12 protein-coding genes are annotated in these 15127 nt (G+C 56.6%); 9 read left to right on the plus strand and 3 right to left on the minus strand.

What is annotated here, in order from left to right; genetic code table 11:
- Positions 1-8 precede the first annotated feature (8 nt).
- Complete coding sequence (locus ACR0BD_RS10785) at positions 9-641, minus strand: MarC family protein (protein WP_480830321.1); 633 nt, start codon at positions 639-641, stop codon at positions 9-11.
- A gap of 91 nt (positions 642-732) precedes the next feature.
- On the opposite strand from ACR0BD_RS10785, the gene ACR0BD_RS10790 reads away from it, so the two are divergent.
- The 9 genes from ACR0BD_RS10790 to glmM all read left to right on the plus strand — a co-directional run bounded on the left by ACR0BD_RS10790 (position 733) and on the right by glmM (position 13025).
- Positions 733-1254 carry a DUF6446 family protein gene (locus tag ACR0BD_RS10790; protein WP_480830323.1) on the plus strand — a complete coding sequence of 174 codons (522 nt, stop codon included), beginning with the start codon at positions 733-735 and terminating at the stop codon, positions 1252-1254.
- Between the two features lie 3 nt (positions 1255-1257).
- On the plus strand, positions 1258-2472 hold the full coding sequence (gene gltS, locus ACR0BD_RS10795) for a sodium/glutamate symporter (RefSeq protein WP_480830325.1): 1215 nt from the start codon (positions 1258-1260) through the stop codon (positions 2470-2472).
- A 9-nt stretch (positions 2473-2481) separates the two neighbouring features.
- The gene (glyS, locus tag ACR0BD_RS10800; RefSeq protein WP_480830326.1) at positions 2482-4755 is read left to right on the plus strand and encodes a glycine--tRNA ligase subunit beta; all 2274 of its coding nucleotides are present in this window, start codon (positions 2482-2484) and stop codon (positions 4753-4755) included.
- A gap of 64 nt (positions 4756-4819) precedes the next feature.
- Positions 4820-7360, plus strand: coding sequence for a putative PEP-binding protein (locus ACR0BD_RS10805; protein ID WP_480830327.1), 2541 nt, complete (start codon positions 4820-4822; stop codon positions 7358-7360).
- 153 nt (positions 7361-7513) lie between these two features.
- On the plus strand, positions 7514-8188 hold the full coding sequence (locus ACR0BD_RS10810) for a cell wall hydrolase (protein WP_480697709.1): 675 nt from the start codon (positions 7514-7516) through the stop codon (positions 8186-8188).
- A gap of 72 nt (positions 8189-8260) precedes the next feature.
- Positions 8261-9628, plus strand: coding sequence for a multicopper oxidase family protein (locus ACR0BD_RS10815; RefSeq protein WP_480830330.1), 1368 nt, complete (start codon positions 8261-8263; stop codon positions 9626-9628).
- A 101-nt stretch (positions 9629-9729) separates the two neighbouring features.
- Entirely contained in the window at positions 9730-10650 is a 921-nt protein-coding gene (locus tag ACR0BD_RS10820) for a dihydroneopterin aldolase (protein ID WP_480830331.1), read from the plus strand.
- On the plus strand, positions 10647-11645 hold the full coding sequence (gene folP / locus ACR0BD_RS10825; RefSeq protein ID WP_480830333.1) for a dihydropteroate synthase: 999 nt from the start codon (positions 10647-10649) through the stop codon (positions 11643-11645). Before ACR0BD_RS10820 ends, folP begins: the two co-directional genes overlap by 4 nt.
- Before the next feature lie 36 nt (positions 11646-11681).
- On the plus strand, positions 11682-13025 hold the full coding sequence (gene glmM, locus ACR0BD_RS10830) for a phosphoglucosamine mutase (protein WP_480830335.1): 1344 nt from the start codon (positions 11682-11684) through the stop codon (positions 13023-13025).
- Here the strand turns inward: glmM and ACR0BD_RS10835 are convergent.
- Together ACR0BD_RS10835 and ilvC are read right to left on the minus strand one after the other, a co-directional pair.
- Complete coding sequence (locus tag ACR0BD_RS10835; protein WP_480830337.1) at positions 13022-13924, minus strand: DMT family transporter; 903 nt, start codon at positions 13922-13924, stop codon at positions 13022-13024. The genes glmM and ACR0BD_RS10835 overlap by 4 nt on opposite strands.
- Positions 13925-13996: 72 nt before the next feature.
- The gene (gene ilvC, locus ACR0BD_RS10840; RefSeq protein ID WP_480830338.1) at positions 13997-15019 is read right to left on the minus strand and encodes a ketol-acid reductoisomerase; all 1023 of its coding nucleotides are present in this window, start codon (positions 15017-15019) and stop codon (positions 13997-13999) included.
- Positions 15020-15127: the final 108 nt, after the last annotated feature.

Genomic DNA, 15127 nt, shown 5'->3' on the forward strand with positions numbered 1-15127 from the left:
TGGCGGGTTCAGGCCAGTCCGGGCAAAAGAACCTTGAGACCGTCTGCGATCATGCTGATCGCGATGGCAGACAGGATCATGCCCATGAACCGGCTCATGATTACGCGGGCATTCTCGGACAGGCGTTTGGACAGCGCCGAAGCGTTCCAGAATGTGATGAACAACAAAGTCAGAACGACCAGAAAAACACCTGCGTAAACAATGGCATCCACAGGTTTCGTAATGTGGTGCGCGTAAAGGATCAGCGTGGTGATGGTACCGGGCCCCACGAGAATCGGGAAGGCCAAGGGGTAGAAAGCAACGGTTTCGGGTTTGGGATAGGCTTGCTTTTCATCCGCGGTGCCATGATGCGTGGTGCTTTCGTTCCCGCTCAGCATGTTCAGCCCGATCATCAGGACGACAAGCCCCCCTGCGACACGCAGATCATCGACACTGATGCCGAAGAGCCCCAGTGCCTTGTTCCCAACCACAGCAAATGCCCCGCCCAGTATCAGACAATACAAAGCGGTTTTAGTGGCGACCTTTCGTTGATCTGTCGGGGTAAGGCCATCGGTTACGCTCAGGAAAACGGGCAGGTTGGTGATCGGGTTCATGATGGCGAACAATGCGCCAAAGAATCCGACGGCAAGGGTAGAGTCCATTCGAAAAGCCTCATTTCAGCCTGTAATGATTTGAAACTTGTCCCATTTCTCACATGTTTGAAAGAGGCCGCGTGATCAGGATGTGTGAACTATGACCGGAAAACTGCTAGCTATCCTATTGCTCGCGTCTGCGGCCGTGGCCGGAGGGGCCATGTACTATCTGCAGGTTTATGGTTTTTACTACACGGTAGAACCCGTGCCAGGGCAGGACGTTTCGCTGATGCTGTCTGAGGATGAGCAGCCTGAGGCAATTACTTATACCGCATTTCAGGCGATTGACGCCGACAGTTCACCGATCCGGTACCGGGCCTGTTTTCAAGCGGATTTGTCACCGGCTGACATGTCCCGTTTTGTTCCGGTCGAGAACCCGGAGCCGCTGACTGCTCCGGGTTGGTTTGACTGCTATGATGCGGCGTTGCTGGCCGAGGATTTGAAAGCAGGGCGCGCTCAGGCGTTTATGGGGCAAAAGAACATTCACTTTGGCGTGGATCGTATTGTTGCCATTACAGAAGATGGCAGAGGTTTCGTCTGGCACGCCCTGAACAATTGCGGTGAAAAAGCATATGACGGTACCGTCGTAGGAGAAGAGTGCCCGGTCAGGCCGCAGGAATAAGCGATGGTGGATGGTACGCTTCAGATCCCGGACTTTTTGACCGCGACGCTGGGCTTTGCCGTCTATCTGATCGGTGCCGAAATCAACGCACGTATTGCTGCGCTTCGACAGTTCAACATTCCTGAGCCCGTGACCGGTGGCTTGTTGGCGTCGTTGTTTTTCTTGCTGCTTTACCTTGTTTTTGACATTGAGGTGTCTTTTGGCTTGGCAGCCCGAGACTTCTTACTGGTGCTGTTCTTTGCGGGCATAGGATTGAACGCGCGGTTGTCGGATTTAATAGCGGGCGGTAAGCCACTGTTTTTGCTATTGATCCTGACTTTTGCGATGATCGTTCTGCAAAACGTCGTCGGTGCCGCTGGCGCGGCCATGTTCGGATATCCCGCGCAGGCAGGTGTTTTGTTCGGCTCGGCCGCTTTGATTGGCGGTCACGGAACAGCCATTGCCTGGGCACCCGAAGTTGGTGAGATCACCGGCCTTGCTGGCACGACCGAGTTGGGAGTGGCGGTCGCGACTGTCGGTTTGGTTCTGGCCGCACTTGTCGGCGGGCCCATTGCGCGATTCCTTGTCGAAGGTAAAAAACTGACGCCCGATCGCCCGGCCGAAGAGCACACGGTTGGATTGCCCGAAAGCCCAAGCGAAGCTGCAGCCAAGATCGATCACCTGACAATCATGCGGGTCATGCTGTTTTTGAATCTCGCGATTGTCGCCGGGTATCTTTTGCATCAGGTGATCAGCGCGGCAGGGCTAAAACTGCCACTATTTGTCCCCTGTCTGATCATGGGCATAGTGATCGCCAACCTGCGATCCGCGCTGTTCCCTTCGGCCAAGCCTGTCGCAAGAACACCGTCCTTGGCCTTAATATCCGAGTTCTCACTGGGCGCGTTTTTGGCGATGTCGTTGATGAGCCTTCAGCTTTGGACCATCGCTCAGCTGGGTCTGGCCATTGTCGTCATAATGGCCGCGCAAACTTTGTTGACTGTTGTCTTCGTTGTTTGGCTGTTGTTCCCCGTCATGGGCGGAAACTACCGGGCTGCGGTTCTGTCAGCCGGGTTTGGCGGTTTCGCTTTGGGCGCAACACCAACGGCAATCGCAAATATGACCGCTGTAACCAAGCGATATGGCCCTTCACCTATTGCCTTTATCGTATTGCCCCTTGTATCCGCATTCTTTGTGGATATCGCTAATGCCATCGTCATCCAGACGATCGTTTCATTCTAAGGACCGACCATGCCCGACCTGCTGATCGAACTGTTTTCCGAGGAAATCCCCGCGCGCATGCAGACCCGCGCCGGTGAGGATCTGAAAAAGCGGATTACCGACGGGTTGGTTGAGGCTGGTTTGACCTATGCGGGTGCTGCGGCGATGACCACTCCGCGGCGGCTGACACTGGCGGTCGAAGGGTTGCTAGCCGAAAGCCCGACTATTCGCGAAGAACGCAAGGGGCCCAAGGTCGGCGCACCTGACAAAGCGATCGAAGGTTTTCTGCGCGGCGCAGGGCTGACGCGGGAACAGTTGGAAGAGCGTGAAACACCCAAGGGCGCAGTATATTTCGCGACAATCGAAAAAGCGGGCCGCCCAGCGGCAGAGATTGTAGCCGAAGTTCTTGAGGCGACCATCCGGAATTTCCCGTGGCCCAAGTCAATGCGCTGGGGCAGTGGTCCGCTGCGCTGGGTGCGCCCACTGCATTCCATCCTGTGCATCCTCAGCAATGAAGCAGGCGCCGAGATTGTGCCGCTTGAAATTGACGGAATCAAATCTGGCGATACAACCGATGGGCACCGTTTCATGGCACCCGGTCGGTTCAACGTAACATCTTTTGACGACTACGCGGCCAAACTAAAACGCGCTTTTGTGGTGTTGAACCCTGCGGATCGGGCAGAGCATATCTGGAACGACGCTCAGAACATGGCTTTTGCCGCTGGTCTTGAAGTGGTTGAAGACAAAGGCTTGCTGGCTGAAGTTGCCGGGTTGGTCGAGTGGCCCGTTGTCTTGATGGGCAAGATCGACGATGAATTCTTGGATCTGCCACCCGAGGTTTTGCAGACCTCAATGAAAGAGCATCAGAAGTTTTTCTCGGTCAAGAACCCCAAGACCGGTCGGATCGAGCAATTCATCACCGTCGCCAACCGCGAGACTTCAGATAACGGGCGGACCATTCTAGCGGGGAACCAAAAGGTTCTGTCAGCGCGTCTGGCCGATGCCAAGTTCTTTTGGGAGAATGACCTGCGTATCGTCAAATCCGAGGGGTTTGAACCGTGGGTCGAGAGACTGGACTCTGTGACCTTCCACGCGAAACTGGGTTCGCAAGGGGACCGTGTGAACCGCATCGCGGCTTTGGCGCATGAACTGGCCCCAACGGTAGGGGCTACCCCCGCTCTGGCGATGATGGCGGCGCAAGGGTGCAAGGCAGATTTGTCGTCGGAGATGGTGTTCGAATTCCCCGAGTTGCAGGGCCTTATGGGCCGCTATTATGCAAATGCTGCCGAACTGCCTGCAGAAGTGGGGCAGGCGAGCGAAGAGCATTATTCACCGCTGGGCCCCTCGGATGACGTTCCAACCGCGCCGGTTTCCGTGGCGGTTGCGTTAGCCGACAAGCTGGATACGTTGGCCGGGTTCTGGGCGATCGAAGAGAAACCCACCGGGTCAAAGGACCCGTTCGCCCTGCGTCGTGCGGCGTTGGGGGTTATTCGATTGATTTTGGAGAACGGAGTTCGATTTTCACTAAGGGATGAATGCCAAAAATCGGTTTCCAAGCTGCAACATAGCCAAGTCTTTCTCGATGTTTTGGACGAGAAAGGAGAAGTGGATTGGAAAGAATACGCATTTTTGGACGCGATATCGGATGTGACGGTTGACCCGAAATCGCCCCACATTGTAAGTGCTTTCTTTGATCATGTGATGGCAGAAGCTCACAAAGCCCAGTGGGATTTGGGCACGTTGGTGCGTTGGGTGAAGCGTAGACAGATTGAGGTTGCAAGCGACCTCCTCTCGTTCTTCCATGACCGCCTCAAGGTCTTCCTGCGCGACGAAGGCATCCGGCACGATATCATCGACGCATGTATTGCCATGGATGGCAGCGATGACTTGAACCTGCTGGTCAAGCGCGCCCGTGCGTTGAACGCGGTGATCGCGACAGAAGATGGTGAAAACCTTGTTCAGGGGTTCAAACGGGCCAACAACATCCTGACGCAGGCCGAGGAAAAGGACGGTGTCGAATACTCCTACGGCGCGGATGTGAAATTTGCCGAGACCGATAGCGAAAAGGCCCTTTTCGCGGCCCTGGATCAAGCACAGGCGGAAATCGAGCCTGCGCTGAATGCAGAAGACTTCTCCGCCGCCATGAGCACTATGGCAGGGTTGCGCGGCCCGGTGGACGCCTTCTTTGACGAGGTTCAGGTCAACACGGACAATGATATCCTGCGCCGCAACCGTTTGAACCTGCTTAGCCAAATCCGCCAGGTGTGTTCGCGTGTAGCGGATCTCAGCAAGATCGAGGGCTGACCCAGATCGCCCTTGCGTCAATGATGCAGGGGCTTATGCTGCGGTCAAACCAAAAGGTGCCGCAGTGCAGAATAACCCGCATACCACGCTGATCACGCCCAAAGCGCCCCTAACGCCACATACCCATGGTGGACGGGCGAAATGTCTGCAACGTCTTGTCCGACTGGACATGCCGGTTCCAAGGACAGTGGCGCTGTCATTTGATGCAGTGCAGAGCATTGCCAAAGGGCAGGTGCCCGACATAAGCGCAATCCTGGACCAATTCAGTCAGACGGCGCTTCTTTGCGTCCGCCCCAGCTCGGAAGATCCAGATTGGGGTGGTCCCGGTGCGATCCTGAATATCGGGATGAACGACGCACGCTATGTGGACTTATCTGATTCCATGGGAGGAGAGGCCGCGGCTGCGCTGTATCTGCGGTTTGTGCAAAGCTACGCAGTACATGTGGCCCGTTTGGACGCTGACGTTTTCGACGATATCGACGCCGATGGCCGCGAAGGTCTAAAGCAGTCCCTGCGCGCCTATGAAGACGAAACCGACGAGAGCTTTCCGCAAGAACGGGGCGAGCAGCTCATCGCCGTTTTGCGGTCGATGGCGCGGGCTTGGGACGGCACATCTGCACGCCTGTTGCGGCAAGCCAAGGGTGCCCCTGCAGATGCGGGCTTGGGACTGGTTATTCAGGAAATGATCCCGGGCGTGGGTCAGGGGGAATGTGGCTCGGGTGTTTTGCAGTTGGTTGATCCGACTACAGGAATGCCTCAGCTAACGGGGCGGTATCTTAGCCAGAGTCAGGGTAGGGACGCTTTGGGCGAGGGCGTGGCGGCGCTGTATCTGGAAAAGGATCCGCGCGGCTTGTCGCTGGAAGAGGTCGCGCCCGAGGCCTTCGCCGATCTCAAGGCTCATGCTGCTTTGATGCGTGAAAAACTGCGCGAGGAAATGCAGGTCGAGTTCGTGATTGAAAACGGCCGAGTGCATATTCTTGATGGCGTGCGTGTCCAGCGCAGCGCGCGCGCGTCTATGCGGATTGCCGTGCGGCTGGCCGAAGACGGCATCATTCCGGCGCAAGAAGCCGTGATGCGCGTGGATCCCCATTCGTTGAACGAATTGCTCCACCGTCAGGTTCATCCAGAGGCGCGTCGAGATGTTCTGACCACAGGCATTGCCGCAAGTCCCGGCGCTGCGACCGGTAAGCTTGTTTTCACCTCAGCAGAAGCACAAGCAAGTGCCGCGCGGGGCGAGCCTTGTATTCTGGTTCGTCGCGAAACTGCCCCTGAAGACGTGCGTGGGATGCATGCAGCCGTCGCCGTGTTGACCGAAAAGGGCGGTATGACCAGCCATGCGGCGGTGATTGGCCGGGGTCTTGGTCTTCCGTGTATAGTTGGCGCGTCCGAGATGCGCTTCCAAACCAAGAAAAAGATGCTGACGGCACCAGACGGCAGGGTTTTCACTACTGGCGATACGCTGACGATCGACGGCAGTTCCGGGCAGGTTTTGGCCGGACAGCCAGCAATGCTGGAAGCCGCGTTAGACGATTGTTTCCAAACACTTATGGGATGGGCTGACGCTGAGCGGGATATCGCGATCCGTGCGAACGCTGACACCCCAGCGGACGCACAGACCGCCCGGAACTTTATGGCGCAGGGGATCGGTCTTTGCCGGACAGAACACATGTTCTTCGACCCCGGTCGTTTGATCGTTATGCGCGAGATGATCTTTGCGCAGACGTCCTCCGGTCGGGCTGCGGTGCTGGAGCGACTGCTGCCCATGCAGCGCGAAGATTTTGTTCAGCTTTTCCGTATCATGGAAGGTCAACCCGTGTGCATCCGGTTGTTTGATCCGCCATTGCACGAATTCCTACCCACGACACGCGGCGGGCAACGTGAACTGGCCGAAGCACTGGACCTGCCGGTTTCCGATGTAGAACGTCGTGTGGACGCGATGAGCGAATACAATCCGATGTTGGGCTTACGAGGCGTTCGGCTGGGTGTCACGGTTCCGGAAATCTATGACATGCAAGCCCGCGCAATCTTTGAGGCAACTTTAGAGGCCAGCAAAAACGGCGCGCCCGTTGTGCCCGAGGTGATGATCCCCTTGGTCTCGGCCAAGCGGGAAGTGGAGTTGGTTAAATCGCGCATAGATTCGGTTGCGGCTTCGGTTGCGGCTGAACAAGGGCAGGAATTTGAATATCGTCTGGGCGTGATGGTGGAAACGCCACGCGCGTGTTTGCGCGCGGATGAAATCGCGCCGCAGACGGCATTCCTGAGCTTTGGCACCAACGACCTGACGCAGATGACATATGGTTTGTCGCGCGATGACGCGGGGCGGTTCATGTCGGCTTATGTGCGTCAGGGTGTTTTTGCCGAAGACCCGTTTCATGTGCTGGATGCGGACGGTGTCGGAGAGCTGCTCAAGCTTGGATCGGAACGTGGAAGAGGCGCGCAACCGGACGTGACTTTGTCAGTCTGCGGCGAACATGGCGGGAACCCCGAATCAATCGCCCTTTGTCGGGATTTGGGATTCGACTACGTCTCGTGTTCACCGTTCCGGGTACCCGTCGCTCGGCTGGCTGCCGCTCAACTGGCGATTTCGTCCAGACTTGGGGGTTGACACGCGTGTTGTACGCTAGAAATTGTAGGAAACAATAAGCCTCGCTGTTGGAATTATTTTGCACAACGGCGATTTTCCACTTGCTTTTTGCCCAAAACTGGACGTTTCCGATTCAATTCGTTAAGAGCCTCGTCGCGCCCGCCGGGGGAGGGTATGGCGCGTAACGTGCCTGTGCGAGGTTATCTGATGCTACGATACATACTGGCTGTTGCCGCAATGGCAGCAACCACGCTGCCGAGTGTTTCCGTCGCTGAGAGGGAAGCAACCGATACTGCCAAGCGTGAACTAGTGGCCCGGACTGAATTGCCCGGTCAAAACTTCCGTGACTACCTAAGTCTGTTCAAGCCGCGTAAGGCGGTTGAACCACGAAAAATGTCCTACTCTAAGGACTGGTTGGACAAGCAACCGAAAGCGTCGGGGGACGAACACTTTAAGTGCCTGGCCGAAGCGTTGTACTTCGAAGCGCGTGGGGAAAGCGTGCGAGGTCAATTTGCTGTGGCCGAAGTCATCTTGAACCGCGTTGATAGCGGCCGGTTCCCAGACACTCTCTGTGGGGTCATCAAGCAAGGGACCGGCAAAAAATACCAGTGCCAGTTCACCTACACCTGCGATGGCCGCAAGGAAGTGATCCGTGAGAAAAAAGCCTATGAGCGGGTGTCCAAAGTGGCGCGCGCGGCGATTGACGGCAATATTCCGGATCTGACCGAAGGAGCGACGCACTACCATACGACCGCAGTGCGCCCGTCCTGGTCACGTGTCTATAAGGAAACCGCCCGTATCGGAGTGCACATCTTCTATCGGCACAACTATCGTACGGCGAGCAACTAACTGACGCACCTGCGCTGGAACCTTATGGCGCGGGGCGTTTTATGACCTATGTTGCGAGCCAGGAGGCTCGCAATGATTTTTTCCCGCAGACAGTTCCTGCAAACCGGTGCAGCTTTGATGTTGGCGCCCAACGTGGCGCGTGCATCTTTTCCCACGTTGGTTGCCCAACAAACCAAACAGCAGATTGCGCCTGATACATTCCCTGAAACATCCGTTTGGACTTATGGCGGAACGGTTCCGGGGACCGAGATTCGAATACCACAGGGTGGTCGCGTACAACGCCGTTTGGTGAACAATCTGCCTCAGCCAACGACGATACATTGGCACGGCATCCGGATCGCCAACGCGATGGACGGGGTGCCGGGGTTGACGCAGGACCTGGTCGAGGCCGACGGTAATTTCGACTACGATTTCGTTGTGCCTGATGCGGGAACGTATTGGTACCACGCGCATAACCGCTCGATGGAGCAGGTGGCACGTGGTTTATACGGACCACTGATTGTTGAAGAAGCTGTTGCAGTCGACGTAGATCGCGATCTGACACTCATGCTGGACGATTGGCGACTTGAGCCCGAGACAGCGCAGATCTCGGAAGATTTTGATAACGGCCACGATCTGAGCCATGCCGGAAGGCTGGGTAATATCGTGTCCGTCAATGGGCAATTCGATCCCTCATATAAGGTCGGGCCGGGGGAACGCCTGCGGCTGCGCTTGGTCAATGCTGCGAACGCGCGCATATTCGAGCTGGGATTGGACGGCTTGACGGGATGGCTGGTGGCGTTGGACGGAATGCCCTTGGATGTGCCACTTGAGGTTACCGACAGCTTTCCGCTGGGTCCGGCGCAGCGCGCGGATTTGATCGTTGATGTGTCGGGTTCAACCGACACTGCCAGTCTGGTGAGTTTTGAACGCGATGGCGGCTTTGGGATGGTTCGATTTGATGTCTCGGGCGCTGCAGCGACCGCGCGATCCGGGATTGTGCCTCTGCCGCCCAATCCTGTGCCAGAGGTTGTTCTGGACGATGCGCCTTTGCACCGGATGACCATGCAAGGCGGGGCAATGCAATGGCTATCCTCTGCCAAGCTGGGTGAGACCGAATTGTCCGGTCAGGAATTAGCACAGCTAGGGCGTTTCTGGGCTTTGAACGGATATGCTGAACGTCCAAAGGATCCCTTTCTGGATGCGTCGCTGGGAACAACCCATCGGATCGAGTTCGTGAACCAAACGGCGTTTCCGCATGCGATGCATTTGCACGGCCACCACTTCCGTCTGATTTTGTCAGACGGAACACTGGGACCATGGCGTGACACAGTGTTGGTCGGACGCGGTCAGACCCGGCAGGTCGCTCTTGTGGCGGATAACCCGGGCGACTGGTTGCTACATTGTCATATGTTGGGACATGCCGCGTCGGGTATGATGAGTTGGTTTCGCGTCACCTGACGACGCATTCTACGGGTAGAAAGGCGTTTGTTGCAGTGCTATACGCGCGCGCATCGTTTAATTTGGGCTGATCAGTCCAAAAGCCCGAGAAGGTCCAACTTATGAGTTCTGAAATCCGCCTCGCATTTGCGCACCCTTCGGAGCGTTCCGAAGCGACAGCCGATCGGGGGCCATTGGACCGCATTTCACTGCGCGATCACATCGTTGATGTTGAAATAGGGGCGTTTCAGGCTGAACGTGGTACGACGCAACGCATTTGCTTCAATATCGTTGTTGAGGTTCGCCCTCTGACAGATCCGATTGACGACGATGTGGATCGCATTCTGTCTTATGATCGCGTAACCGAGGCAATCGCCTTTGAACTCGCCGCTGAGCGACTGAATTTGCTCGAAACTTTAGCTGACCGCGTGGCGGAGCGAATTCTACTTGAGCCTCAGGCGGTAAGGGCCTTTGTCAGAATAGAAAAGCTGGACCGTGGCCCAGGTGCTTTGGGAGTCGAGATTGTTCGTGGCAAGGATGCCGTCCAACACGAGGTCGTTGAAGAAGAGCGCCCGCATCCCCGTTTGGTTTTCCTTTCGAATGAGGCGATTGCATCCGAAAATCTGACGGGTTGGATTGACCAGCTTGAGAACCGCCAACGTCCGCTTATCCTCTGTGTCGGAGCGGCGGATATCGCGGTGTCCCAGACAGGTCATGCGATGACGCAGCGCCGGATCGACCTGCTGGCAATTGAACAAAATGCGTGGGTTTTGGCTGCCCGGGATCATCGTTGCGTTGTTGTATCCACTCGAACAGAGTTAGATTGGGCTATGAAAAATGGTCAGATTTGCGTCTGGGCCCCGTCCAAGATCGTACTGGATGCGGTCGATGGCCCTTCGGCGGCGCCTTCTGATGCTGTTGCTTTGGCCGCGTGGTTTGCCGCCACTTTTGAGGCAAGCGAAATGATGGTGATCGGCGGTGCGTTACCTCAGGATCCTAAAACGCCGCTGCGTGCTGTTTCCGTGGATCAGGCGAAACTGTGAAACAGTACTACCGTCCGCTTGTTCAAAATGGATCAGTGCGCCCCCTAGGGGCTATGCCGCTGGCGGGTCAGAACTTGTGGTTTACGCATGTTGAGCAGTTGAGCCGGGACTCAACGCATCGGATAGTTGCCGCTGCCGAAGTTCCGGATGACGTACTGGATCGTCTGACGCGCCCACGTACGGCGTTGGTTGGTCTTGATATGAATCGCCCCCATATCATGGGCATCCTAAACGCAACGCCCGATAGCTTTTCGGATGGTGGTGTACACAACTCAGTTCAATCGGCGCAGTCTGCCGCCATCCAAATGGTGCAAGACGACGCCACCATCCTTGATATCGGCGGTGAGTCGACACGACCCGGTGCGTCTTTCGTCCCTGCGGGCGAGGAAATCGAGCGAACGGAGCCGCTGATCCGCGCGATCCGTAAAAAGACCGATGCGCTGATTTCAATTGATACGCGAAAATCTGAGGTTGCAAAAGCGGCGTGGGAAGCAGGGGCCGGGCTGATCAATGACGTCTCGGGGTTTACCTTTGATCCGCAGTTGGCCCCATTTTGCGCGCAGATGGGTGCTGCCGTGTGCGTGATGCATATGCTGGGCGATCCGTCTACGATGCAGAAAAACCCAATTTATGACAACGTCTTGCTGGACGTTTTTGATTTTTTGGATGAACAGGTCGCGCATCTGGAGAAGCTTGGGTTAAACCGAAACCAGATCGTGGTGGACCCGGGCATCGGGTTCGGCAAAACGTCAGATCACAACCTGACCCTGCTGCAAAACCTTAGCCTGTTTCACGGCATTGGGTGCCCAATTTTGTTAGGTGTATCCCGCAAGGGTTTCATCGGTCAGATCGGCAAAGAGACGCGCAAGGACGCCCGCGCGCCGGGTTCAATTGCAGTTGGTCTTGCTGGTCTGGCACAAGGTGTACAGATCTTGCGGGTGCATGACGTGGCCGAGACTGCACAAGCCTTGCGTCTATGGGCTGCCGTCCGGTAATCCGGTCGCAAGCACGAAAGTACGGAGAGAGAAGAGATGCGCAAGCTGTTCGGAACCGATGGCGTGAGAGGAACTGCCAACACTCATCCGATCACCGCCGAGATGGCTTTGCGTATTGGTGCCGCAGTAGGGCGATATTTCCGGCGTGACCAGTCTGGCGCTCACCGGGTGGTTATTGGCAAGGATACGCGCCTGTCCGGGTATATGTTGGAAAATGCTCTGACGGCCGGATTAACCTCGACAGGAATGAATGTCCTTTTGTTGGGCCCGGTGCCGACCCCGGCTGTAGGTTTGATGACACGGTCTATGCGGGCTGATCTTGGGGTAATGATCTCAGCCAGTCATAACCCGGCTGAGGATAACGGAATAAAGTTCTTTGGGCCGGACGGGTTCAAGCTGTCGGATCAAGCAGAAGCCGAAATTGAGCGCTTGATTGATGAAGGCGTCAAGCCAGCCCAGGCGCAGAATATTGGCCGTGCGCGTCGTGTGGATGATGCTCGGTTTCGCTATGGCGAGCGTGTAAAATCGTCATTGTCTCGTGATTTGCGCCTGGACGGTCTAAAGGTTGTGGTCGATTGCGCAAATGGTGCTGCACACCGCACTGCGCCCGAAGTTTTGTGGGAGTTGGGTGCCGAAGTGATTCCGGTTGGCGTCACGCCGAACGGTAAGAACATCAACCTCAACTGCGGGTCGACCAAGCCCCAGCTGGCGGCCGAAACGGTCGTGGCACATGGCGCTGACGTGGGGATTTGTCTGGACGGTGACGCAGACCGTGTGGTGATGGTCGACGAAAACGGTCAGATCGCCGATGGGGACCAGTTGATGGCGTTGTTGGCCGGTTGCTGGGCCAAGGCCGACCGTCTGCGGGGCGGGGCTCTGGTCGCCACAGTGATGTCCAACCTTGGGCTTGAACGTCACTTGAGCTCTTTAGGGTTACGACTGGAGCGCACGGCGGTTGGGGACCGCTATGTCGTAGAACGGATGCGAGAAGGCGACTTCAACCTTGGCGGCGAGCAATCGGGCCACATCGTCATGAGCGATTTCGCCACCACCGGGGACGGCCTTATGGCAGGTCTGCATTTTCTGGCTGAGATGGTACATTCGGGACGCAAAGCGTCCGAGTTGGCGGTGCAATTCGAAACGGTCCCGCAAATGCTCAAGAACGTACGATACGGGGCGGGACAAACCCCGCTAGAGGCCGCGAACGTCCAAGCCGCGATAGCGGATGCCGAGGCGCGGTTGAACGGGCAGGGGCGGCTGCTGATCCGTAAATCGGGTACAGAACCGCTGATCCGTGTCATGGCGGAATGCGAGGACGACGCGCTACTGGCTCAGGTCGTCGACGGTATCGTCGCCGAGGTCGAGGCTGTCGCGGGTTAACGCCCGATCAGCATCCGCCGTAAGCTGAACCATTGGCTGATAGCCAAACCTGTCAGGATCATCGCCAGAGCGATGTAAAACCGCAATGGCAGCGCTTCGGACAGGATCCAAGCGCCGAAGACCATCGACCATATTGGAACCTGATAGTTCACCAGCGTCAGGAACACCGAGCCCGCGCTGCGGATGATCGAAACGCGCAAGAGCGTGGCAAAGGCCGTCGGTATCAGCCCTAGTCCGATAATCGCAAGGCTGGGCCGTGTACCTTCCCAACGCGGTATCCCTTCGGTCACCAACATGATGGGGAGCAAGATGACTGAGCCAACCAGCAAGGTCAGCGCTGCCAGCACCACCGGGTCGATCGGAGGGCAGCGGCGGGTGAAGATCGAAGCGCAGGAATAGCACAAGGCCGCACCGATGCACGCCAGTTGAGCAATCGGCTCGGCGCCTTGGCCAAGCTGCGCCAGACCGGGGCCGATCAAGACCAAAGCGCCTGCAAAACCCAGCGAAACGCCAAAAAATTTGCGCGCGTTGAGGGGCTCGTCAGAGAAAAAATGCGCCAGCGGCAAGACCATGAGAGGAATGGCGGCCATCGACAGCCCGGCAAAAGCCGAGGGAACATATTGCTGTCCCCAGCTCAGCAATACGAATGGCAAGGCGGTGGACAACACACCGATTATACCGATCGACCACCATAGGCCTCGCGAGTAGCTGGGAAGAGGGCGCTTTGTCACCGCCATCAAGGCCATCAACATGACGGCACCTAAAGTGGTACGAGCCGTCGCAACTGTGACCGGGCCATACCCTTCAAGGGCCATCGCGACGACCATAAAGGTTCCGCCCCAGATCAGGCCCAATGCGACAACGCCGCTCCAGTCTCGGGATGTAGGGTGGTCAACCATATGTAACCTTGGTTTGGCTAGGACGAAAAAGGGCGACCCAATAGGCCGCCCTCTCGCAAAATCAGGTTGGGATCAGTTCTTTTCCTGATCAACCAGTTTGCCGGCAGAGATCCACGGCATCATGCCGCGCAGTTTCTTACCAACTTCTTCGATCTGGTGTTCGTCGTTCAGGCGGCGTGTACCTTTGAAGAAAGGCTGGCCGACTTGGTTTTCCTGCATGAAGTCACGCACGAATTTACCGGTCTGAATATCGGTCAGGATCGCCTTCATCTCTTTCTTGGTCTGCTCATAAGGCAGAACGCGCGGGCCCGAGACATACTCGCCATACTCGGCGGTGTTCGAGATCGAGTAGTTCATGTTCGCGATGCCGCCTTCGTAGATCAGGTCTACGATCAGCTTCACTTCGTGCAGACACTCGAAATAAGCCATTTCGGGCGCGTAACCGGCCTCGACCAGGGTTTCAAAGCCCATGCGGATCAGCTCTACCAGGCCACCGCACAAAACGGCCTGTTCACCGAACAGGTCAGTTTCGCATTCTTCGCGGAAGTTGGTTTCGATAATGCCTGAACGGCCGCCACCGATGGCCGAGCAGTAGGACAAGCCGATTTCCAGCGCTTTGCCGGTTGCGTCGGTGTGTACGGCAACAAGGCAAGGCACGCCGCCGCCTTTGACATACTCGCCACGTACGGTGTGGCCAGGGCCTTTGGGGGCCATCATGATGACGTCAACGCCTTCTTTGGGCTCGATCAGGCCAAAGTGGACGTTCAGGCCGTGGGCGAATGCAATAGCCGCGCCCGGCTTGATATTGTCATGCACGTATTTCTTGTAGGTTTCGGCCTGCAGTTCGTCGGGCATGGTGAACATGATGACGTCGCACCAGGCTGCGGCTTCTGCGATACCCATGACCTGCAGACCTTCGGCTTCTGCTTTCTTTGCAGAGCCCGAGCCCTCACGCAGAGCAACGACAAGGTTTTTGGCACCCGAGTCACGCAGGTTCAGTGCGTGGGCGTGCCCTTGCGAGCCATAGCCCAGGATCGCCACTTTTTTGTCTTTGATCAGGTTAATGTCGCAATCGCGATCGTAATAGACGCGCATGTCGCTGGTCCTTTCAGTTTCGATTGAAGGAGGTTCTAAAGTCAGTCATCCGAGATTACGACAGTGTAGAGCTTGAAATTTTCTATTTTTGATGAGAAGTAATTCGCC

It is taken from the genome of Ruegeria sp. G5 (assembly GCF_056533365.1).

Coding starts and splice junctions, on each gene's coding strand:
- glyS (WP_480830326.1), top strand. CDS start 2,482: ATGCCCGACCTGCTGATCGAACTGTTTTCCGAGGAAATCCCCGCGCGC.
- ACR0BD_RS10820 (WP_480830331.1), top strand. CDS start 9,730: ATGAGTTCTGAAATCCGCCTCGCATTTGCGCACCCTTCGGAGCGTTCC.
- ACR0BD_RS10790 (WP_480830323.1), top strand. CDS start 733: ATGACCGGAAAACTGCTAGCTATCCTATTGCTCGCGTCTGCGGCCGTG.
- ACR0BD_RS10785 (WP_480830321.1), bottom strand. CDS start 641: ATGGACTCTACCCTTGCCGTCGGATTCTTTGGCGCATTGTTCGCCATC.
- gltS (WP_480830325.1), top strand. CDS start 1,258: ATGGTGGATGGTACGCTTCAGATCCCGGACTTTTTGACCGCGACGCTG.
- glmM (WP_480830335.1), top strand. CDS start 11,682: ATGCGCAAGCTGTTCGGAACCGATGGCGTGAGAGGAACTGCCAACACT.
- ACR0BD_RS10815 (WP_480830330.1), top strand. CDS start 8,261: ATGATTTTTTCCCGCAGACAGTTCCTGCAAACCGGTGCAGCTTTGATG.
- ilvC (WP_480830338.1), bottom strand. CDS start 15,019: ATGCGCGTCTATTACGATCGCGATTGCGACATTAACCTGATCAAAGAC.
- ACR0BD_RS10810 (WP_480697709.1), top strand. CDS start 7,514: ATGGCGCGTAACGTGCCTGTGCGAGGTTATCTGATGCTACGATACATA.
- ACR0BD_RS10835 (WP_480830337.1), bottom strand. CDS start 13,924: ATGGTTGACCACCCTACATCCCGAGACTGGAGCGGCGTTGTCGCATTG.